Source organism: Pseudoalteromonas sp. P1-30 (assembly GCF_001400005.1).
Taxonomy (GTDB): domain Bacteria; phylum Pseudomonadota; class Gammaproteobacteria; order Enterobacterales; family Alteromonadaceae; genus Pseudoalteromonas; species Pseudoalteromonas atlantica.
In genome coordinates, this window is the sequence record NZ_LKBC01000006.1 from 67,303 (window position 1) to 88,282 (window position 20,980).

Below are 20,980 nucleotides of genomic sequence, written 5' to 3' on the forward strand. Positions count from 1 at the left end.
TTAAATATGGCACGTAAACAACGTTTTCGTGAAGAAGAAGAAGCAGCGGTAGATATGACGCCAATGCTTGACATCGTATTTATCATGCTTATTTTCTTTATCGTAACTACATCGTTCGTTAAAGAGGCTGGTATCGAGGTCAATAAACCTAAAGCGGCCCAAGCTACGAAGCAAAAAAATGCTAACATTTTTGTTGCTATTCGCAGTGATGGTGCTATCTGGATTGATAAACAGCAAGTTGATGTTGAACGTGTTTCAGCAAAAATCGAAAGTTTATTAGCAGAACAACCTACTGATGTTGTGATTTTGCAAGCTGATAAAGAAGCAAAGCACGGCGTAGTGGTTAAAGTTATGGACCAGATCAAAGCGACAGGTGACAACCTGAGAATTTCAATAGCTGGAGATCAGTAATGATTCGTTTTCTGTTTTCACTGATTGCAGGTGGGGCAGTTACTTTCGGCTTGTTCTACTTCATGGCTTACCTCATCTCTGGTGGGGCTGACCGTAATACTGAACAAAAAGAGCAGATCATAGTCGAAATAATGACGAATCCGCCTGAATCTAAGGTGCAGGAGAGGAAGCGTGTTCCGCCTCCGCCTCCGCCACCGCCAAAGCAGCCGCCTAAACCGCAGCCGCCACAGCCGGAGAATAACAATCCTAACCCTGGTGCTATGTCATTTAACATGGGTAGCATTGATGTAGGAAGTTCGGCTGGTGGACTAAGTGGTCCAGGTGCATTTGGACGAGATGGTGATGCGACACCTATCGTTCGTATTGAACCAAAATATCCAACGCAAGCAGCGCGTGATGGTAAAGAAGGTTGGGTACAACTTTCGTTCACAATTGATGAGTTAGGTGGCGTGACTGACGTTCAAGTTATTGACGCAGAACCAAAACGTATCTTTGACCGTGAAGCTAAACGTGCATTACGCAAGTGGAAATACCGTCCTAAAATTATTGACGGTAAACCACAAAAACAAGTTGGTTTACAAGTTCAACTAGACTTTAAACTTAACCAAGGCTAAGGAGGCGAGTAATGAGAAATTTATCTAAAGTAACTGCTCTTGCAATTCTTATGTCTGTGTCAGGTGCAGCTATAACTGCACCTGTATTAGCAGCGCCGGATTACGCTAAAATTGAAGAGCGTAAAAAAGCCAAGACTAAAATCATGGGCGAGCGTACTGGTAAAAAGGTAATTAAAGCGTTTGACTTGTACAATGAAGACAAAATTGATGAAGCAATTGCCTTGTTAAAAGAGATTGACGCATCTAACGACTTCGATAAAGCGACTGTAAATCGTTACTTAGGTAGCATGTACGCGCAAAAAGAGAAGTACGATGAAGCGATTAAATACTCTAGACAAGCTGTTGCCCCTGATATTTTAAACTTCGCAGATCACGAGCAAACTTTAAAGCTATTGGGTGATTTATACGCAGGTACTGAAAAGTTCCAAGAAGCCAAAAAAGCTTATACAGCTTGGATGGACTTCACCGGCGAAGAAGACCCTAAAGTTTATACTCGTATTGCGCAAGCTAACTATCAGTTAGGTCAGTTTCGTGATGTTTTTAAACCTGCCGACAAGGCAATCTCTTTACAAAAGGAGCCTAACAAGGCCCCTTACCAATTAAAATTAGGTTCTTACTTTGAACTTAAAGATTACGCCAACATGGTGAAAATTGGTGAAGAGATTGTACGTGTTTGGCCAGATGACAAAAAAGCCTGGGTTAGTTTAGGTAAATACTACCTACAAACCGAAGACTACTCTAAAGGTCTAGCGACCATGGAAGTAGCATTCAAAAATGGCTATTTTGAAGCGGAAGTAGATTACAAAGTACTTTCTAACTTTTATTCTTTAAACGAAATTCCATTTAAAGCGGCTAAAACCCTTGAAAATGCGATTAAAGAAGACAAAGTTAAGCGTACTAAGCAAAATGTTAACGCAATTGCTAGTAACTACCACCGTTCTAAAGACATCGAAAAAGCTGCTAAGTACTACGAAGAAGCTGCTAAATTTGACGACGATGCAGAGCTTTACCGCAAAGCAGGATCGTTACTTTTACAATCTGAGAACTTTAGTGCTGCTGTTGTTCGTTTGAACAAAGCGTTAGAGCTTGGCTCTGACAAAAAAGGCACCATTTATTCAGATTTAGCTGAAGCGTACTACTACCAAGCTAAATACAAGCAAGCTTATGCTGCTATTACTAAAGCAATGGACGACCCACGCACACGTAAGTTTGCTAAAGGTTGGTCTACATTTATTAAAGATAAAGCCGCTCGCAACGGTGTTAAAATTTAACTTTAATTTGTTTTAGCAATTATATAAAAAGCCCCTTTGGGGCTTTTTTTATTGGAATTTATAATGAATAAAACGCATCTTTTGTCTGTCCTATTTAGTCTGTTTTTGGTTGCTTGTTCAAAACAACCACTGCCTTTTGAATCTTATGATGCTGCGCAGCAGAGTATTAAAAATTTAAACACGGCGCTAAAGCCTGTGGGCACTGAAAGTGTATCCACTGAACAAGCATTGCCTTTTTCCTCAGCGTATTTATCGCTTCGTCATCAGATGTATCAGCGGCTACAAACAATGACTCTTTCAAACGCGCAAACACAGCAGCTAAATTACTTAATTATTGCTGAGCGTTTTCCTGAGCGCTTTTTCAGCTGGCCTGCACAGGTCAATGTGTTAGAGAACTTATTATCAGCGCAAATGCAAAGTACTAAGGCTAACGAGGTAATTGAGTGGCTTAAGTTCACTCAAGATCAATTAGATAGTGCGCTGCAAAGCAATTTGAGATTAAACAAGATTGAATTAAACCTCCTGCAGGGTTACTTACAAACGTCACTATTAAAACAATCTAGCGCAAACGATTTAAAAGCCCAGATTGCAGAGTTTAATGATTACTTGGCCCAATACAAACCAAGGGGAAGCATTGGCTTACGTGGACTTGCTAATGGCAGTGAATGGTATCAAAGTAAACTAAATTACTTCAGTGGGGCAGTTAAGTCGCCTTTGCAATGGGTTGATACTATCAATCAGCATCTTCAAATCGACTCGCACACTGCACCTAATTTGAACTATAACGAGCATCATAATACTTCGTTTATTAGCCAATATTTAAGCAAGGCACCAAAAGTAAAAGGGATTGATTGGCAAACTGATTACATGCTGTTGCCAGCTATGGCTAAAAACAGCCAACTAAGCCCAGAAGATAAAAGGCTAATGCTTGCGCTAATGGAAACCGATGTGGGCATACACTACCATGCATGGACCTTATCTCAGGCAAAAGTGAACTTAGTAAAACGTTTAGCTATTTCACAGCGCGATGCGCAGTATTTAGTTGAAGATAGTGTGCTTTACCCAGGCCACGCTTTTAGTTTTGCCGAGCAACTATTAACACTTTAAACGCTTATGTGCGCTTAGCGCACATTTCACAACGCTGTGTTGCAGGGTCTTTTTTAAGTAACCGCTCAGAAATTGCTTCTTCACAATCGCAGCAATAGCCGTATTGACCAATATCAATTTGGCTTATTGCCGCTTCTAATTCTGTCAGCCTATTAACTAAAGTTTGATATTCAGGACCTAAGTGGTAGGTGGCCGTGTCAAGCCATTCGTTATGCTGGCTAGTTAATATAACGTCACGTAGCTTAAGATGGGCAGGGTGTGCAGATTGGCTCAGCATCGCTAATATTACTGATTTAACGTGTGCTATTTCACTGTGCAGTTGTTGCTGATAAAGCATATTGGTATAACCTTCATTTAGCGTTTCGTTATACCGGTATTATCTGAGCTGCGCTGCTTATACGCTATGATTTGAATCAAGTTGCGGAGACTTAGCGTATTTTTTTAAAACCTGTGCTACATCACCTTTTACTTTAAGACGTCTTATTTCATCAAATAGTGCATTAGCTTGTGGGTATTGGCGTTTTAGATAACCCAGCCATTGTTTAGTACGAGAGGCAAAATATTTTTCATCTTGTGTGGGGTCTTGATGAATAGCAGAGTGAATCAAATGATAAATTATATGTTCCCACTCTAGGCCATTATATTGTTCATTATTAACATGAGCTTTAATTTTTTTTGCTAAATCAGGGTGAGAGAGCGCACCGCGCCCTAGCATTAAATCGCTACACTGGCTTCGGGTTTGGCAAAGTAGAGCATCTTCCACTTGCCAAATTTCACCATTGGCAACCACGGCTATGTTTTTACCTTTTATTAGCGGGGGGATTTTTTCCCAGTATGCAGGTGGGTTATAACCATCACGCTTAGTACGGGCATGGATTGCAATACTATCTGCACCTGCGCTTACAACGGCATCTACAATTTCTTGGCTATTGCTATCATCATCAAAGCCCAAGCGTATTTTAGCGCTTACTTGATGTTTACTATCTACCGCATCCCTTACTGCTTTGATTATGTCATACATATGGTCAGGGTCTTTTAGCAGTACAGCGCCCCCGCGGCTTTTATTTACCGTTTTTGCAGGGCAGCCAAAATTAAGATCTATACCGTGGGAGCCTAATTCGATAGCTCTAACCGCATTTTCTGCTAATACGTCGGCCACTTGCCCTAGTAACTGTACGCGCACAGGAGTACCGGCTTTGGTTAAACCGTTATTATTGAGCTCAGGACAATAGCGATGAAAAACTTTAGCCGGTAAACATTTATCAATTACTCTAACAAATTCTGTTACGCATAGGTCAAAGCCACCAATATTGGTAAGAAGTTGGCGCATTTTAAAATCAACAACACCTTCCATAGGCGCTAAAACAAGTTTCATAGAGTATTTTTATTGAAAAAACGGGTGCGTAGTGTACCTGCAAAGTATGGTTTGATAAAACTTAAATTACTGCCCATATTTGTATGTATAAATTTAAAAGTAAAAAAAATGAAAATAAATGAAAGTTTTTATTTGATAGCGGGTCTATTTAATTATACAAGCAACGCATAATTGACAATAATTAGTTTGCGTTATCTTAATACACACTTATATAAGAGAGTCATACAATGAATACAGTAAAGAAAAACTCAATCGCGTTAACCTTAGGTGCAGTAGTTGTTGGCTCTGCAAGTTTTGCCTCTGCAGATGCACAAGCAAACCCATTTGAATTTCAACAGTTAGTAACCGGATACCAGCTTGATGCGGCAGAAGGTAAGTGCGGTGAAGGCAAATGTGGCGGCGACGCAAAAGGTAAAAAAGAAGGTAAGTGCGACGCAAAAGGTAAAAAAGAAGGTAAATGCGGCGAAGGCAAATGTGGCGGCCAATAACAGGCTGATTTAAGTACCTGATTTACTCAGATATACGTTATGCTAGAAGGGCCAAAAGGCCCTTTTTGTTTTAGGAGATAATGATGAGAGCAACACAAAACTCAGCATTTGGGATGGTGGGCTTAGGTCTTCGTCGAGAGATGCTTGATGAATTACTAGCGCATACACCAAAGCAAATTGATTTTATGGAAGTAGCGCCTGAAAACTGGCTTAAGCTGGGAGGCCGCTTTAAAAAACAATTTAAAACCTTAACTGACGCCAATAATTTTGTTTGCCATGGTTTATCGCTTTCTATCGGCTCGCCTGAACCTCTTGATATTGAATTTGTTAAATCGCTAAAAACGTTTTTTGATCAGCACAACATTAAACTATTCAGTGAGCACCTAAGTTACTGCTCTGGAAAAGGGCATATGTACGATTTAATGCCAATCCCTTTTACTGAAGATGCCATTGCACACGTTGTACCTCGCATCAAACAAGTGCAAGATATTTTAGAGCGCCAAATAGCCATCGAAAATGTCTCTTATTATGCGGCGCCTGGCCAGCAGTTATCTGAGCTTGAATTTACAAACACGATTTTAGAGCAAGCCGATTGTAAGCTACTCCTTGATGTAAATAATATTTATGTTAATTCCATTAATCATGGTTACAACGCCGAAGCGTTTTTATTAGGGTTACCTTCAAAACGCATTGCATACGGGCACGTAGCTGGGCACTACAATGAAGCCGATGATTTAATTGTTGATACCCACGGCGCTGATGTTATTGACCCCGTATGGGACTTGCTTGATAAAGCGTACCAAGCGCATGGGGTGTTTCCTACCTTATTAGAGCGTGATTTTAATATTCCAAGTATAAATACACTAACAAAAGAGCTTGATATTATTCACGATTTACAAAATAAGCAGTTATGCGCATCGCCTACTCAGCAATTAGCATAAAGGAAGAAATATGAGCTTTATTGACAGCCAAAATGAGTTTATGGCGCACATACGTGAGCCTGAGCATAACCCAAAGCCTAACGATATTGAAGATAGACGCATGGCGATTTACCGTGACTTATTTTTTAATAATATTGCAGGGTTCATCTCATCTGGTTTTCCGGTGCTTAAAACTTTATATACACAGCAGCAATGGCAAAAATTAATAAGGGCATTTTTTAGTGAGCATGACTGTAAGTCGCCTTACTTTTTAGACATAGCGGGGGAATTTATTAATTACTTATCGAGCAGCTATACCCTGCAAGAGTACGATTATGCATTTATGCTTGAGCTGGCACATTATGAGTGGATAGAGCTTGATGTTTCCGTGGCTAATGAAGATACCAACGAGCAACGCTTAAAAAGCACTGAACTGACCAGTTCTGCACTTTACTTATCGAGTGTAGCGCGTAATTTAAGCTACCAGTATGCGGTGCAAAATATCAGCACAGAGTATAAACCCAGCACGCCATCTGAGCAGCCAAATTACTTTGTTGTATACAGAGATGATAACGACGACGTACAGTTTTTAGCTACAAATGCAATGACCGCCTTGTTACTTTCAATAATAGAATCTAATGCGGGCATTGACTTTGAGAGTGTATGCCAGCAGGTTTTAGTCCACGCGCCTAATTTTAGCGAACAACAAATTGCGCAAGGTGCGTTAAGTACGCTTAATGCAATGTGCGAGCGCGGTATTATCGTGACAAAAAATCAACATTAAGGTCTTTATAGATGTTTTTACTTCGTCTATCATGGCAGCCTTATTTGTCGTGCTTAAAAAAAGGTTATACCAATGTCAGATGATAAAGACTTTAAAGATCCGTTTAACGCTACTTACTTTATTGCTTTTTTAGCAGTTTTTGTAGGTATTGGCTGTTTAAATGCGATTTTAGGCTGGATCACAAGCCTAACTTAAAGCTCCTTGCTCTATTAAGGCTGTTGTTTATATCAGCCTTAAGCTTCTTTTCTTCCTCCACCCTTATAATTTTCAAACCACCTTGGTATTAATAACAGCAAACTCGCATTTTAACGTCAGTTAAGGTTATAATCAGCTGCTTTGAAATATAAACTATTGAGCAATTAAACTTATGACTCAAGTAACACCCGCTATTATTAAAAACAGTATCGCAACCATTGCCGACTATCCTAAACCAGGCATTATGTTTCGTGATGTAACAACACTAATGGCAAATCCAGAAGCCTTTAAAGCAACAATCGATGCTTTTATAAACGAATATAAAAACCAAGGCTTTACAAAAATTATTGGTACAGAATCTCGCGGCTTTATTTTTGGTGCACCGCTATCTTACGCATTAGGGATCCCTTTTATTCCTGTTCGTAAGCCAGGCAAGCTACCACGCGAAGTGATTCGCCAAGATTACCTACTTGAATACGGTGAAGACACATTAGAGCTTCATGTTGATGCTATTGTCCCAGGCGACAAAGTATTATTAGTTGACGATTTATTAGCGACCGGTGGCACAATTGAAGCCACAGCAAAGCTAGTTGCAAAATTAGGCGGCACAGCCACTGATGCAGCGTTTGTTGTTTCATTACCAGAGCTTGGTGGTGAGCAGCGTATAGAAAAAATGGGTATTAAAATCTTAAAACTGGTTGAGTTTGAAGGCGAGTAATTGATGAGTTATCAGGTTCTAGCGAGAAAATGGCGTCCGCAAACCTTTCATGAATTGGTTGGCCAGTCTCATGTAAAGCAAGCGCTTGTTAATGCGCTAACGCAAAATAGACTGCATCACGCTTATTTATTCACTGGAACCCGTGGTGTGGGTAAAACGACCATTGCGCGTATTTTTGCTAAAAGCTTAAATTGTGATGAGGGGATATCGGCATCTCCATGTGGGCAATGTAGCAGTTGTACTGATATAGAAGCAGGGCGATACATTGACTTACTTGAAATCGATGCCGCTTCTCGCACCAAAGTAGAAGATACTCGTGAAATTCTTGATAACGTTCAATATGCACCCACGCGTGGACGTTACAAAGTATACCTAATAGATGAAGTACACATGCTCTCTAAGCATAGCTTTAACGCGTTATTAAAAACGTTAGAAGAGCCGCCAGAGCATGTGAAATTTTTACTAGCAACCACCGATCCGCAAAAGTTACCTGTTACCATTTTATCGCGCTGTTTACAGTTTAACTTAAATGCACTTTCGCAAAGCGAAATTAAAACTCAGCTTGAGCATGTCCTTACTCAAGAGGCGTTAAACTTTGATAAAGATGCGCTAAGTATTATTGCAAAAGCCGCCGATGGCAGTATGCGTGACGCGTTGAGCTTAACAGATCAAGCTATTGCGCAAACCAACGGCGACATAAACAATCAAGCCGTACAAGCTATGCTTGGTTTAATGGACACCCATTACAGCCAAAGTTTGCTTGCTGCTTTGTTAGCACAAGATGGTGGCGCACTGATGAACGAAATAGCCCAAGTAGCGAGCCGTAATCCTAACTATATTGCACTACTTGATGATTTAATTGCATTAACTCACCTTATTCAATTAACTCAGCTTGTCCCTCAAGCAGCGCAACTTGATGATAAAAATGCCGATTATATTAGCCATGTTGCACAGCACACCCAGGCTCAACAAATACAGGTTTATTACCAGTTACTATTAAACGGTAAAAAAGACTTACAATGGGCGCCAGAGCCTCGTTTAGGCTTTGAAATGATAATGCTGCGTTTATTAGCATTTGAATCTGCAGGTACAACGCCTGCTCAATCGCTTCCTGATCCTAGTGACACACCAAGTGCTGCAACGCCTGCGCCAACCAGTAGTAAAGGCCGTGCCGATGCGCTGCGTGATATATTAAATAAAAATAAAACACCTTCGCAAGACGAAATCCCTGCTCCGCAAGTAATGGTTGAGAAAAGCCAAAACCAAAGCACTGCGCAAAGCCAAACAAGTGATGAACCAGTAGAGCAACCGCCCATAGAGCAGCTAACACGCTCGCCAAGTGAGCAAAACAGCAACAGCGCATCAGCTGCGGCTCAAAGCCCGCAAAACGATATACCGAGCCCTGTGCAGCAAAGTGCGCACATAGCTAAGAGTGGCGATGCTGCTGAGCGCCAAAGTGAAGACGATGCTTATCTGCAACACAGTAATATGGAGCAAAGCTTAGCTGCACAATTTGATGATGTTATGAGCAGTGCGGTAGAGCAAGGTTATAACCCTGCACCTGTAGCGCAACACACACAACCCGCGCCTGAAAGCGCCGATGCTAAAGATAGCAGTGTGCGTGAACAAGAAGCTCAAGCACAATCAGCAATTGCGCGAATTTTACGGGATAGAAATATATCGGGGGCAGGCAGGCTTTCAGGGGGGAGTGTAAATACCCCTGAGCAAGCGCAAACACCAAAAACGCCTGCCCAAGCTACGCCTAACAGCGAAGCAAAGCCACATAATACAAGCCTGCAAGCGAGTGAGTCACAAGACGATTCACCGCCATGGCATGACCATGCGCAAGGCGATAGCGAAAAAAAGCCAACGCTCCCAGTAACAGGGAGCCAAACGCCAGCTGAGCCAGTAACGCAAAGCCAGCCAGCGCGTAAGGTTGATTTTAAAGAAAAGCATCAAACAATTACTGAAAACTTAGCGCCTGAGCTGCTGGAGCAAATTAATCCGCAAAAAAAGCCTGAGGTAATAGAGCAAGAGCCCGCTATACCGGTTCCTGATGATTTTCAAAGCCCAATTAGCGAGATTAAATTTGCGCATCAGCAAGATGAATGGGCTTATTTAATTAAGCGTATGGGGCTTGGTGGGCGAATGCGCCAATTTGCATTACACTCGATTTTTACCAAGCAAGGCGACAGTTTACATATTGACGTGGATGAATCGCAAAAACACTTAGATACGCCCATGCTTAGGCAAAAGCTCGATGCGGCGTTATCAAGCATTTACGGGCATAACGTATCGCTGAGTATTAACTTTGCAAAAGGGGTGATTGACTCGCCTTATTTAATTCAGCAAAAAATAGATGCAGGGCGACACCAGCAAGCAATAGATGTGATCACATCTGATGAAAACATAGTACAATTTCAGCAGCTATTTAGCGCCGAAATAGACGAAAACAGTATTCAGGCATTGTAATTAAATACAATCGCCCTTATCTTCATGACAACTAGAGTTTAAAAGAAAGAGAGAAAATTATGTTTAAAGGTGGAATGGGTAACATGATGAAGCAAGCGCAGCAAATGCAAGAGCGCATGCAAAAAGCCCAAGACGAAATCGCGACAATGGAAGTTGTTGGCGAAGCCGGCGCAGGCCTTGTAAAAGTAACCATGCTTGGTAATCATAACGTGCGTCGTGTTGAGCTTGATGAAAGCCTTATGGAAGACGACAAAGACATGATTGAAGATTTACTTGCTGCAGCATGTAACGATGCTGTTCGCCGCGTTGCTGACGAAACGCAAGAGCGTATGGGCAAAGTAACTGGCGGTATGCAATTACCACCAGGTATGAAAATGCCGTTTTAAGCAAATATGCAACTTTCAGATAGTTTAACGCAGCTTATAGAAGCGCTACGTTGCCAACCGGGTATTGGTCCTAAGTCGGCTCAGCGCATTGCGTTTCATTTATTAGAGCGCGATCGTAAAGGCGGTACTCAACTTGGTAACGCATTGACCAAAGCCATGGGCGCGGTTGGGCATTGTCAGTCGTGCCGCACTTTTACTGAGCAAGCGCAGTGTGATATTTGCTTAAGTACAAAACGCCAAGACAGTGGTGTGCTGTGTGTTGTTGAATCGCCTACCGATGTGTTGGCAATAGAGCAAACAGGCCAATACCTTGGTTTATATTTTGTACTTATGGGGCATTTATCGCCAATTGACGGTATTGGCCCTAAAGAAATAGGCCTTGATATACTTGAACAAAAGCTCTCGCACGGCGGTATTAACGAAGTGATTTTAGCTACCAACCCTACGGTTGAGGGCGAAACCACTGCACATTATATTGCCCAGCTTTGCCATAAATATAAAGTAGGGGCCTCGCGTATAGCGCATGGTATACCTGTTGGTGGCGAGCTTGATTTAGTAGATGGCACAACGTTAATGCATGCATTTAGTGGCCGCCGAGCGGTTATGCAGGACTAACACAACTATCTGAAATCGTTTTAAAAGCCTACATAGTAAAATATGTGGGCTTTTTTGTGTTTGCTATTTAATTACCGTATAACGTGTGTGAGTTTGCCGGTAATCATATTAAATTAATAAATGAGTTAAACTTGGCGACGTTGTGTTATAAATTATTGACTAACAACAACTAGATAACGTGATAGTTGCACGGCTCACGCGCCTTAAAAATATCGCTCAAGTTGCTATAAAAACATCAGGAATTTATCTGATTAGTAAGGAGTACTATGCAAAATAATAAACACGACAATAAAGGCGGCTTACTCAGCAGTAAGCGCTTTTTACCGCTATTTGTAACGCAGTTTTTGTCGGCTATGAATGATAATGTGTATAAGCAATCCGTGCTTATATTGTTAGTGTTTCAAGCTGTAACCCTTGGCGATGGTGCGCTGTATTCAAACCTTGCAGCGGGCTTATTTATATTACCGTTTTTTTTATTTTCAGGAATGGCGGGGCAATTAGCTGAAAAAACAGAAAAATCAAAGCTGATCCGGCTTGTTAAATTTTGCGAAATACCGATTATGGTTATTGGCGCAGCCTCTATTTTTACGCAGTATGTGTGGCTAATGCTGACTACCGTGTTTTTTATGGGCTTACAAAGTACTTTTTTTGGCCCGCTGAAGTATTCAATATTACCGCAGCATGTGGCGCCTAACGAATTAACAAAAGCCAATGGCTTGGTTGAGTCTGCCACTTTTGTAGCTATTTTAATTGGTACTATTTTTGGCACCTATTACATTACTCAAACAACAGGTCCAACAATTATTAGTATTGCCGTGCTGGTACTTGCGGTACTTGGCTTTTTCAGCAGCCGCTTTATTCCTATAAGCCAAGCCAATAATCCTAATTTGCACTTTACCTATAATATTTTTTCATCCACTAAAAATGTATTTAAAGCGCTTAATGCTCAAACAGAATCGGTTGGTAAATCGGTGTTGGGTATAAGCTGGTTTTGGCTAATAGGCGCGGTTATTTTAACGGCATTACCTAATTACGTTAAGCATGTAATGGGTGGCGATGAACTCGTTGTAACCAGTGCGCTGGTGGTATTTTCGCTAAGCATTGCCGTGGGGTCTTTGTTGTGCGAAAAGCTCTCGCGCTCACGTATTGAGCTGGGCATTGTACCTTTTGGCGCTATTTTAATTACGCTATTTTTGTATTTATTAAGCCAAGAGCCGGCTATTAGTCAATATATCGCGCCCTCTGAAAATTTATTAACGCTTAAACAAGTGCTTAATACAGGCGACATGGTATGGCATTTTGTTTGGATGGCAGGTATTGGTATTGCATCCGGCTTTTATACTGTGCCGCTGTATGCGCTTATTCAACAGCGTACCGAGGAGGCAAGTCGTTCACGGGTGATAGCTGCTAATAATGTGCTTAATGCGCTCTTTATGGTTGGCAGTGCCATATTAAGTATTGTAACGCTCTCTGTTTTAGAGTGGCATATCTCGTCGTTACTATTGCTTTTGGCGGCGCTTAATTTGCTTATCTCTATTTATATTTACACTAAGGTGCCGGAATTTTTCTTGCGCTTTGTTATCTATATTTTAGCCATATGCATGTATCGCGTGCGCACAAAAGGGCATGAAAATATTCCAAGTGAAGGCGCAGCCGTTATTATAGCTAACCATGTAAGCTTTGTAGATTGGATGTTTATTTTAGCCACTTCGCCTAGGCCTATACGCTTTATGGTGTTTGCCCCCATTTATTACTCAAAAGCCCTGCATTGGCTATTTAAAATGGCAAAAGCTATTCCAATTGATAGCGAAAAAGCCAACCCAAAGGCGTTTGCAAAAGCATTTGATGAGGTTGCCGCAGCGCTTGAAGGTGGTGAGTTAGTTGGTATTTTTCCTGAAGGAAAACTAACAAGTAATGGCGAAATGGACATGTTTAGGCGGGGCATTGAGCGCATTATAGCGCGCACACCTGTGCCTGTTGTGCCCGTTCACTTAGGTGGCTTGTGGGGCAGTATGTTTAGCCGTAAAGCCAAGTGGCAACTACCACGCCTTAAATGGTCTTTAGTATCGGTGAGTGTGGGAGAGCCAATTGAAGCTGAGCAGGTAAGTGCTAATTATTTACACGAACAAGTCAGCGCTTTAAAAGCCCAGTACGCTAAAAATACACCGTAGTTTAACCCTAAAAGCCACATTTTTATGTGGCTTTTTATTTATGTCAGCACAAAAGCTGCTTTTTTAAATTTTTCCCTTGAAGTTACTCCACCTCACCCCATATTAAGTGCATAACGCAGACACTTTGCTAATTGGAGATACATAAATGACTGCAGCACAAAAAGAAACATTAGGCTTTCAAACAGAAGTAAAACAACTATTAAACTTAATGATTCATTCGTTATATTCGAATAAAGAAATATTTTTACGTGAGCTTGTATCAAATGCATCAGATGCCGCCGATAAGCTACGCTTTTTAGCGCTTTCAAATGGCGACCTTTACCAAGGTGATGCCGATTTACGTGTACGTATTAGCGCAGATAAAGAAGCGAACACAATTACCATATCTGACAATGGTATTGGTATGACGCGTGAAGAAGTGATTAGCTCTTTAGGAACTATTGCTAAGTCGGGTACTGCTGAGTTTTTCAAAAACTTAACCGGTGACCAAAGTAAAGACTCGCAATTAATTGGTCAATTTGGTGTTGGTTTTTACTCAGCCTTTATTGTGGCTGATGAAGTGACAGTGCGCACGCGTAAAGCGGGTGAAACACAAGCGTACGAGTGGCAGTCACAAGGTGAAGGTGAGTACACGTTACAAGAAATTGAAAAAGAAGGCCGTGGTACGGATATCATTTTACACCTGCGTGAAGAAGAAAAAGAATACGCGGATGAATACCGTTTACGTAGCATCGTTACTAAATACTCAGATCATATTTCTACGCCTGTACAAATGTATAAAGCAGAAGTGCCTGAGTCTGAAGGCGAAGACGGCGAAAAAATCCCAGCAGTTCCAGGTGAATGGGAAAGCATTAACCGTGCAACCGCTTTATGGACACGTGATAAGTCAGAGGTTTCTGATGAAGAATACAAAGAGTTTTACAAGCATGTAAGCCATGATTGGGAAGAGCCGCTAAACTGGGCGCACAATAAAGTAGAAGGTAAAACTGAGTACACAAGCTTATTGTATATCCCTAAAAAAGCGCCGTTCGATTTATGGAACCGTGAGCGCCAAAGTGGCTTAAAACTGTATGTTCAACGTGTCTTTATTATGGATGACGCTGAGCAGTTTATGCCAAGCTACCTGCGCTTTGTAAAAGGCTTGCTTGATTCAAACGATTTACCACTAAATGTATCGCGCGAAATTTTACAAGATAACAAAGTAACGCAAGCGATTCGTAAAGGGTGTACGTCTCGTATCTTAAAAATGCTAGAGCGCATGGCTAAAAACAAAGCCGAAGACTACCAAACATTTTGGAACGAGTTTGGCCAAGTAATCAAAGAAGGCCCAGCAGAAGATACAGCGAATAAAGAAGCCATTGCTAAATTGTTACGCTTCTCATCTACGCATACCGACTCAGAAACACAAGATGTATCGCTTGAGCAATACATTGAGCGTATGAACGATGAGCAAGATAAAATTTACTACGTAGTTGCTGATTCGTTTACAGCGGCTAAAAACTCGCCGCACTTAGAAATCTTCCGCAAAAAAGGCATCGAAGTATTATTACTAAGTGATCGTGTTGATGAGTGGATGATGAGCCACTTAACTGAGTTTAACGAAAAATCATTCCAGTCAATTACACGTGGCGACCTTGATTTAGGTAAGCTTGATGACGAAGAAACGAAAAAAGCGCAAGAAGAGTCTGAAAAAGAAGTAGAAGGCTTAATTGAGCGCATTAAAACAGCGCTAGGTGAAGAAGTTAAAGAAGTACGCTTTACGCATCGCTTAACAGACTCTCCTGCCTGTGTGGTTAGCGATGAGAACGACATGAGCTCGCAAATGCAAAAGCTTATGGAGTCAGTAGGGCAACCTGTACCAGAGGCTAAGCCAGTGTTTGAGCTTAACCCTGAGCATCAGTTAGTTAAGCACTTAAACGATGAGCAAGACGAAGATAAGTTTGCCCAGTGGTCTCATGTATTACTAGACCAAGCTTTACTTGCTGAACGCGGTACATTAAAAGATCCTACCGGGTTCGTAACACGTTTAAACAAGTTAATGCTTGATTTAAATAAGTAAGGCTAACAGGCTCTTTTAATTGCTAAAAGAGCCTAAAATATAACCATAATTATAAAGGAAGCGTATGCTTCCTTTTTTTATCCGCTCTAAAGTAGGCAATTAGTATAAGTTGCTTGAGTATCTGCAGCGCTTGTGGAAGAATTCAGGCTTTAAAATAAATATCCATACTAGGGGACAATGATATGCGCATTATTCTTTTGGGCGCGCCAGGTGCTGGTAAAGGTACTCAAGCTCAGTTTTTAATGGACAAATACGGTATTCCACAAATTTCTACCGGTGATATGCTTCGTGCAGCCATTAAAGAAGGTACACCACTTGGCTTAGAAGCGAAAAAAGTAATGGATGCAGGTCAGTTAATTTCTGACGATATCATCATTGGTTTAGTAAAAGAGCGTATTGCTAAACCAGACTGCGAACAAGGCTTTTTACTTGATGGCTTCCCACGTACCATTCCACAAGCAGATGCAATGAAAGAAAATGGCGTTGTGGTTGATCACGTTATTGAGTTTGACGTTGCTGATGAAGTAATTGTTGAGCGTATGGGTGGACGTCGCGTACATCCTGGCTCTGGCCGTGTTTATCACGTTGTTTACAACCCACCAAAAGTGGAAGGTAAAGACGATGAAACAGGCGAAGAGCTTATTATTCGTGCAGATGACACGGAAGAAACAGTTCGTAAACGTTTAGCTATTTACCATGAGCAAACTATGCCATTGGTTGATTACTACCAAGCTGAAGCGCAAGCAGGTAACACGCAGTACCATAAAATTGATGGTACGCAAGCTGTTGAAACAGTAAGCCAGCAACTAGCAGAGCTTTTAGGTTAATATAATCTAAACACAGCTTAGGTATTAAAAAACCGCCCTTGGGCGGTTTTTTTGTATTTAGTAGCTTTTAACAATTTAAAATTAAACCACCAAAGGTCAACACGCCCTGTTACCTATAACGTTTTTAGCTTTTCTATTACTGGGTCGTAGTTTGGCTCGGTAGATAAATTAGACACGAGCTGTTTGTATATCACTGTATGGCTTTTATCTAAAATAAGCACAGCGCGAGTTAGTAGCCCCATATCTTTTATAATTAAGCCATATTTTTGGCCAAAGTCTCGCCATACAGAGTCAGAAAGAGCTGTTACTTTGTCGATGTTTTCAGCATTACAGAAGCGTTTTTGAGCAAAAGGTAAATCAGCACTGATGGTCAGTATTGCGATAGCAGGAAATTGCGTCGCTACTTTTTCATTAAAATGTTTGGTTTGTAAGCTACAAATGCCAGTATCTAAACTTGGCACCACACTGATTAATACAGCTTGCCCTTTATAATCATTAAGATTTACAGGGGCAAAACCACCATCAACCACTTTAAAATTTGGCGCATTATTACCTACACTTACACCTTTACCTAACAAAGTGACAGGCTTACCCTGAGCAGAGACCTTACCTGCATCAAGCGTGTTTTCTGGGTACTGTGATGCGTGCCCAACTGAGCTTAAAGCCAGTGTGCTTAGTGCAAAAATAAGAGAGCGTACCATAGGTTATTTCCTTTTAAATTAACGCAATAGGTTTGAGTGTATTATACTCAATATCACTGACCAAGCGATTAAATATCACTGTAAAAGTAATAATAAGTTCTGTGATATATAAATTGTAAACTGCATGAACTTTTATTAACATGTAGTTACAAAAAGTATCTTTAATAAAGTCATAAGGCCTATTGACAACATTGGGTTAAATAATAGAGAGATAGTATGTCAACATCCGTATTAATATGTGACGACTCAAAATTAGCGAGGCGCCAGCTAGCCCGCTCTTTACCAGATGACTGGGATATTAAAGTAGAGTTTGCTCAAGATGGTGTTGATTGCATCAAAAAACTAAAAATAATCGAGCCCGAAATCCTTTTCCTTGATTTAAACATGCCTGAAATGGACGGTTACGAAGTCCTTATGGCCATGAAAGAGCAAGGCCTTAATATCCTAACCGTGGTTGTATCTGGCGATATTCAGCCAAATGCGCACCAACGCGTACTTGAATTAGGCGCCATTGATTTTATCCAAAAACCTTGCTCACCTGAAAAACTTGCCGATATTATCGAGCATCATGGCATTAAAGATAAAGCCATGCGCGAGCGTCTTGCTCATTCTTTAGGTGAACAAGTAGACCCAGATGTGCGCGATATATACCAAGAGCTTACAAATGTCGCTATGGGCCAAGCAGGCGATTTGCTTGCACGGCTTTTGAATGTGTTTGTAGAGCTGCCAATTCCGAATGTGAATGTGCTTGAAGTTAATGAACTGGATATGGCGCTGCAGTCAATTGACAATAATGCTGCCACATCAGGGGTGTGCCAAGGCTTTATTGGCGGTGGCGTATCGGGCGAGGCATTACTTTTATTAAACGACTCAAGCTTTAAAGAAATTGCGTCACTGATGAATTACGACGGTGAGCTGAACGACAAAGTTGAGCTTGAGCTACTTATGGATATTAGTAATATTTTAATAGGCTCAATTTTAACGGGGCTTTCTAAACAGTTAGATATGTCTTTTAGCCAAGGTCATCCCATTGTACTTGGCCAACATCGCGATGTATCTGAATTGGTTAAATCAAATAAATCTCGTTGGCAAAGAACCTTAGCGATAGAAATAAGCTACGGCATCGAAAACCACGATATTAACTGCGATCTTATGCTGTTATTTACCGAAGATTCACTTAAAACTTTGAAATACAAAGTTGCTTACCTATTAGAAGACTAAGTTATGGCCGCTGATTTAGAAATGAATGAGATCCATTGGTTAATGGATATGTTTAACACGGTTGATGTGGGCCTGGTTGTACTGGATAGAAATTATAAAGTGTGTGTGTGGAATGGCTTTATGGAAAACCATTCTGGGCTATTGCCAAGTGCTGTAAAAGACAAAGACCTATTTGATTTATTCCCATCAATTGATGAAAAATGGTTTAGAAGCAAGTCAGAGTCTGTATTTGTACTTAAAAACCGCTCTTTTACTATCTGGGAGCAGCAACCTTACATTTTTCGTTTTAAAAACTACCGTCCCATTACCGGTAAAGCGGATTACATGTACCAAAATGCGACCTTTATTCCACTTACCAACACACTGGGTGAGGTAAGTCATATTTGTATCATTATTTATGATGTTACCGATGTGGCAGTCAATAAAAAAGAATTAGAAGATTTAAATAAACGTTTAGAGCAAGTAAGCCAAACCGACAGCTTAACGCAACTGTTTAACCGTGGGCATTGGGAAAGCACACTGCACCAAGAGTTTTTACGTGTTAAGCGCAGCGGTGGCAGCAGCACATTATTGATGTTTGATATCGATCATTTTAAAAAAATTAATGATGAGCATGGCCATAGTTGTGGCGATGAAGCGCTACGCCACCTTTCAGAACTGCTACGAACGACGCTTCGCGAAACCGATATAGCAGGGCGTTATGGTGGGGAGGAGTTTGTTGTTACTTTACTCGATACCGACAAGCAAGGCGCAGCAACTTTTGCCGAGCGCATAAGAGCGTTAATAGAAGCCAACCCTTTTGTTTATAAAAACACAAAAATAGAGATGACTGTGAGTGTTGGTTTTGCAGGAAATAGCCCTGACTTTGCAAAACATGAGCGGTGGATTGAAGCCGCTGACAAAGCCCTGTATCACTCAAAAGAGCATGGCCGTAACAGAGTAACCGATTTTGAGGATATAAAAAATGACGCATAAGCGTCTTTTTTATGCGCTGCTAAAATTAAGGCAGCGGTAATATTACTGCTAAATTAAAGTAACCAAGGATGCACCTAATTGCGCTGCAAGCTTTGGCAGTAAATCCTTAACAAGGGCTTGGTTAAAGTGCCGTTTTTATCAGCCGTTTTATTTACTCTGTAGTATGGCGAGTATCATCTGCTGGGCATTGGCCAAGAGTAGACACATCGCCTGTACTGGTCTCTTGCTCTAATTGAACCTTGAATCCCCATAACCTGTAAAGGTGTTTTAGCACTTCTTTATGCGAGTCAGCAAGGGGGATATTATTGTGAGGAACATAACGCAACGTTAAAGAACGATCGCCTCTAACATCAACATTATATACTTGAATGTTAGGTTCGTGATTACTCAAATTATATTGCGCTGAAAGCGCTTCGCGTACAGCCTGATAACCGCTATCATCATGTATTGCGCCTACCTCTAGATGTGGATTACGGCTGTGATCGACAATAGTAAATAGCTTAAAATCACGAATTAACTTAGGTGATAAAAATTGGCTTATGAAACTTTCATCTTTAAAGTTTTCCATCGCAAAATGTAGTGTGTCTAGCCAATTAGTGCCTGCATATTCAGGAAACCAGCGTCTATCCTCATCTGTTGGGTTTTCGCAAATACGGCGAATATCCACCATCATATTAAAACCCAATGCATACGGGTTTATACCTGAATAGTAATTGCTGTTATAAGGTGGCTGATAAACCACGTTGGTATGGCTTTGCAAAAACTCCATCATAAAGGAGTCGGTTAATTTACCTTCATCATATAAGTGGTTTAAAATGGTGTAGTGCCAAAAGGTGGCCCAGCCTTCGTTCATCACTTGGGTTTGTTTTTGCGGATAAAAATATTGCGATATCTTTCGTACAATACGTATTATTTCTCGCTGCCAAGACTCTAATAAAGGCGCGTTTTTCTCAATAAAGTATAAAATGTTTTCTTGCGGCTCTTGCGGAAAATGCCTCTCTTGCTTTTTAGCTTCTTGCTGTTGAGCGGGGATAGTGCGCCATAGCTCGTTTACTTGAGATTGCATGTAGTCTTCACGCTCTTTTTGGCGTTTTTGCTCTTCAAAAAGGGAAATTTGCTGCGGGCGTTTATATCTATCTACGCCGTAATTCATCAATGCGTGACACGAATCAATTAAGCTTTCTACTTGTGTAATACCGTATTTTTCTTCGCAGCGGCTAATGTAATTTTTAGCAAACACTAAGTAATCTATGATGGAGTCGGCGTCAGTCCATGTTTTAAATAAGTAGTTTCCTTTAAAAAATGAGTTATGGCCATAACAGGCATGCGCCATAACCAGTGCCTGCATAGGGAGTGTGTTTTCTTCCATTAAATAAGCAATACAGGGGTTTGAATTAATCACAATTTCGTAAGCCAGCCCCATTTGCCCACGCTTATAATTTTGTTCGGTTTGTATAAATTTTTTACCATATGACCAATGGCTGTAGCCTATAGGCATGCCAACGCTTGAATAAGCATCCATCATTTGCTCAGCTGTTATTACCTCAATTTGGTTAGGGTAAGTGTCTAACCGGTAATGCGCTGCAACACGGGCTATTTCAGTTTGGTATTGCTCAAGCAGCTCAAAGGTCCAATCTGGGCCATCGCTAATTCGTTCAGTGCTCATAGTA

20 protein-coding genes and 1 pseudogene are annotated in these 20,980 nt (G+C 41.0%); 17 read left to right on the plus strand and 4 right to left on the minus strand.

Annotated features, from left to right (window positions below; all coding sequences use genetic code 11):
• The first annotated feature begins 6 nt into the window (after positions 1–6).
• From AN395_RS11635 to AN395_RS11650, 4 genes are all read left to right on the plus strand, one after another.
• The gene (locus AN395_RS11635) at positions 7–411 is read left to right on the plus strand and encodes a biopolymer transporter ExbD (RefSeq protein WP_004588134.1); all 405 of its coding nucleotides are present in this window, start codon (positions 7–9) and stop codon (positions 409–411) included.
• A complete protein-coding gene (locus tag AN395_RS11640; RefSeq protein WP_004588133.1) occupies positions 411–1,025 on the plus strand; it encodes an energy transducer TonB in 615 nt (204 codons plus the stop codon). The genes AN395_RS11635 and AN395_RS11640 overlap by 1 nt, the downstream gene beginning before the upstream one ends.
• Before the next feature lie 11 nt (positions 1,026–1,036).
• On the plus strand, positions 1,037–2,296 hold the full coding sequence (locus AN395_RS11645) for a hypothetical protein (protein WP_004588132.1): 1,260 nt from the start codon (positions 1,037–1,039) through the stop codon (positions 2,294–2,296).
• Positions 2,297–2,359: 63 nt separating this feature from the next.
• Positions 2,360–3,403, plus strand: a complete 1,044-nt coding sequence (locus AN395_RS11650) for a hypothetical protein (protein WP_054983095.1) — start codon at positions 2,360–2,362, stop codon at positions 3,401–3,403.
• Between the two features lie 4 nt (positions 3,404–3,407).
• Here the strand turns inward: AN395_RS11650 and AN395_RS11655 are convergent, their stop codons facing one another.
• The gene (locus AN395_RS11655; RefSeq protein ID WP_004588130.1) at positions 3,408–3,740 is read right to left on the minus strand and encodes a TraR/DksA C4-type zinc finger protein; all 333 of its coding nucleotides are present in this window, start codon (positions 3,738–3,740) and stop codon (positions 3,408–3,410) included.
• 57 nt (positions 3,741–3,797) lie between these two features.
• On the minus strand, positions 3,798–4,778 hold the full coding sequence (locus tag AN395_RS11660) for a tRNA-dihydrouridine synthase (RefSeq protein WP_054983096.1): 981 nt from the start codon (positions 4,776–4,778) through the stop codon (positions 3,798–3,800).
• A gap of 227 nt (positions 4,779–5,005) precedes the next feature.
• Between AN395_RS11660 and AN395_RS11665 the strand changes: the two are divergent.
• The 11 genes and pseudogenes from AN395_RS11665 to adk form a co-directional block, all read left to right on the plus strand.
• Positions 5,006–5,260: pseudogene (locus tag AN395_RS11665) on the plus strand (hypothetical protein); the annotation flags it as partial.
• 119 nt (positions 5,261–5,379) lie between these two features.
• A complete protein-coding gene (locus AN395_RS11670) occupies positions 5,380–6,207 on the plus strand; it encodes a DUF692 domain-containing protein (RefSeq protein ID WP_095206655.1) in 828 nt (275 codons plus the stop codon).
• A gap of 10 nt (positions 6,208–6,217) precedes the next feature.
• Positions 6,218–6,970 (plus strand): DUF2063 domain-containing protein, encoded by a 753-nt coding sequence (locus AN395_RS11675; RefSeq protein WP_054983098.1) that lies wholly within the window; start codon positions 6,218–6,220, stop codon positions 6,968–6,970.
• Between the two features lie 72 nt (positions 6,971–7,042).
• A complete protein-coding gene (locus AN395_RS19765; RefSeq protein ID WP_004588125.1) occupies positions 7,043–7,165 on the plus strand; it encodes a hypothetical protein in 123 nt (40 codons plus the stop codon).
• A gap of 172 nt (positions 7,166–7,337) precedes the next feature.
• On the plus strand, positions 7,338–7,883 hold the full coding sequence (gene apt / locus AN395_RS11680; protein ID WP_004588124.1) for an adenine phosphoribosyltransferase: 546 nt from the start codon (positions 7,338–7,340) through the stop codon (positions 7,881–7,883).
• A gap of 3 nt (positions 7,884–7,886) precedes the next feature.
• Positions 7,887–10,355 carry a DNA polymerase III subunit gamma/tau gene (gene dnaX / locus AN395_RS11685; RefSeq protein ID WP_054983099.1) on the plus strand — a complete coding sequence of 823 codons (2,469 nt, stop codon included), beginning with the start codon at positions 7,887–7,889 and terminating at the stop codon, positions 10,353–10,355.
• Between the two features lie 59 nt (positions 10,356–10,414).
• Complete coding sequence (locus AN395_RS11690; protein WP_004588122.1) at positions 10,415–10,741, plus strand: YbaB/EbfC family nucleoid-associated protein; 327 nt, start codon at positions 10,415–10,417, stop codon at positions 10,739–10,741.
• 6 nt (positions 10,742–10,747) lie between these two features.
• The gene (gene recR, locus AN395_RS11695; protein WP_004588121.1) at positions 10,748–11,356 is read left to right on the plus strand and encodes a recombination mediator RecR; all 609 of its coding nucleotides are present in this window, start codon (positions 10,748–10,750) and stop codon (positions 11,354–11,356) included.
• A 266-nt stretch (positions 11,357–11,622) separates the two neighbouring features.
• Positions 11,623–13,527: an MFS transporter gene (locus AN395_RS11700; RefSeq protein WP_054983100.1), complete on the plus strand. Its 1,905-nt coding sequence runs from the start codon at positions 11,623–11,625 to the stop codon at positions 13,525–13,527.
• Positions 13,528–13,672: 145 nt separating this feature from the next.
• Complete coding sequence (gene htpG / locus AN395_RS11705; protein WP_024033368.1) at positions 13,673–15,586, plus strand: molecular chaperone HtpG; 1,914 nt, start codon at positions 13,673–13,675, stop codon at positions 15,584–15,586.
• A gap of 182 nt (positions 15,587–15,768) precedes the next feature.
• Positions 15,769–16,413, plus strand: a complete 645-nt coding sequence (adk, locus tag AN395_RS11710; protein WP_004588118.1) for an adenylate kinase — start codon at positions 15,769–15,771, stop codon at positions 16,411–16,413.
• A gap of 113 nt (positions 16,414–16,526) precedes the next feature.
• Here the strand turns inward: adk and tpx are convergent, their stop codons facing one another.
• Positions 16,527–17,114 (minus strand): thiol peroxidase, encoded by a 588-nt coding sequence (gene tpx / locus AN395_RS11715; protein ID WP_054983101.1) that lies wholly within the window; start codon positions 17,112–17,114, stop codon positions 16,527–16,529.
• Positions 17,115–17,330: 216 nt separating this feature from the next.
• Between tpx and AN395_RS11720 the strand changes: the two genes are divergently transcribed.
• Positions 17,331–18,335 carry a response regulator gene (locus tag AN395_RS11720; protein ID WP_004588116.1) on the plus strand — a complete coding sequence of 335 codons (1,005 nt, stop codon included), beginning with the start codon at positions 17,331–17,333 and terminating at the stop codon, positions 18,333–18,335.
• Positions 18,336–18,338: 3 nt separating this feature from the next.
• Positions 18,339–19,310: a diguanylate cyclase gene (locus AN395_RS11725; RefSeq protein ID WP_004588115.1), complete on the plus strand. Its 972-nt coding sequence runs from the start codon at positions 18,339–18,341 to the stop codon at positions 19,308–19,310.
• A gap of 151 nt (positions 19,311–19,461) precedes the next feature.
• On the opposite strand, the gene AN395_RS11730 is transcribed toward AN395_RS11725, so the two are convergent.
• Positions 19,462–20,976 (minus strand): SpoVR family protein, encoded by a 1,515-nt coding sequence (locus AN395_RS11730; RefSeq protein WP_004588114.1) that lies wholly within the window; start codon positions 20,974–20,976, stop codon positions 19,462–19,464.
• Between the last annotated feature and the right edge of the window lie 4 nt (positions 20,977–20,980).

Coding starts and splice junctions, on each gene's coding strand:
- AN395_RS11635 (WP_004588134.1), top strand. CDS start 7: ATGGCACGTAAACAACGTTTTCGTGAAGAAGAAGAAGCAGCGGTAGAT.
- AN395_RS11640 (WP_004588133.1), top strand. CDS start 411: ATGATTCGTTTTCTGTTTTCACTGATTGCAGGTGGGGCAGTTACTTTC.
- AN395_RS11645 (WP_004588132.1), top strand. CDS start 1,037: ATGAGAAATTTATCTAAAGTAACTGCTCTTGCAATTCTTATGTCTGTG.
- AN395_RS11650 (WP_054983095.1), top strand. CDS start 2,360: ATGAATAAAACGCATCTTTTGTCTGTCCTATTTAGTCTGTTTTTGGTT.
- AN395_RS11655 (WP_004588130.1), bottom strand. CDS start 3,740: ATGCTTTATCAGCAACAACTGCACAGTGAAATAGCACACGTTAAATCA.
- AN395_RS11660 (WP_054983096.1), bottom strand. CDS start 4,778: ATGAAACTTGTTTTAGCGCCTATGGAAGGTGTTGTTGATTTTAAAATG.
- AN395_RS11670 (WP_095206655.1), top strand. CDS start 5,380: ATGGTGGGCTTAGGTCTTCGTCGAGAGATGCTTGATGAATTACTAGCG.
- AN395_RS11675 (WP_054983098.1), top strand. CDS start 6,218: ATGAGCTTTATTGACAGCCAAAATGAGTTTATGGCGCACATACGTGAG.
- AN395_RS19765 (WP_004588125.1), top strand. CDS start 7,043: ATGTCAGATGATAAAGACTTTAAAGATCCGTTTAACGCTACTTACTTT.
- apt (WP_004588124.1), top strand. CDS start 7,338: ATGACTCAAGTAACACCCGCTATTATTAAAAACAGTATCGCAACCATT.
- dnaX (WP_054983099.1), top strand. CDS start 7,887: ATGAGTTATCAGGTTCTAGCGAGAAAATGGCGTCCGCAAACCTTTCAT.
- AN395_RS11690 (WP_004588122.1), top strand. CDS start 10,415: ATGTTTAAAGGTGGAATGGGTAACATGATGAAGCAAGCGCAGCAAATG.
- recR (WP_004588121.1), top strand. CDS start 10,748: ATGCAACTTTCAGATAGTTTAACGCAGCTTATAGAAGCGCTACGTTGC.
- AN395_RS11700 (WP_054983100.1), top strand. CDS start 11,623: ATGCAAAATAATAAACACGACAATAAAGGCGGCTTACTCAGCAGTAAG.
- htpG (WP_024033368.1), top strand. CDS start 13,673: ATGACTGCAGCACAAAAAGAAACATTAGGCTTTCAAACAGAAGTAAAA.
- adk (WP_004588118.1), top strand. CDS start 15,769: ATGCGCATTATTCTTTTGGGCGCGCCAGGTGCTGGTAAAGGTACTCAA.
- tpx (WP_054983101.1), bottom strand. CDS start 17,114: ATGGTACGCTCTCTTATTTTTGCACTAAGCACACTGGCTTTAAGCTCA.
- AN395_RS11720 (WP_004588116.1), top strand. CDS start 17,331: ATGTCAACATCCGTATTAATATGTGACGACTCAAAATTAGCGAGGCGC.
- AN395_RS11725 (WP_004588115.1), top strand. CDS start 18,339: ATGGCCGCTGATTTAGAAATGAATGAGATCCATTGGTTAATGGATATG.
- AN395_RS11730 (WP_004588114.1), bottom strand. CDS start 20,976: ATGAGCACTGAACGAATTAGCGATGGCCCAGATTGGACCTTTGAGCTG.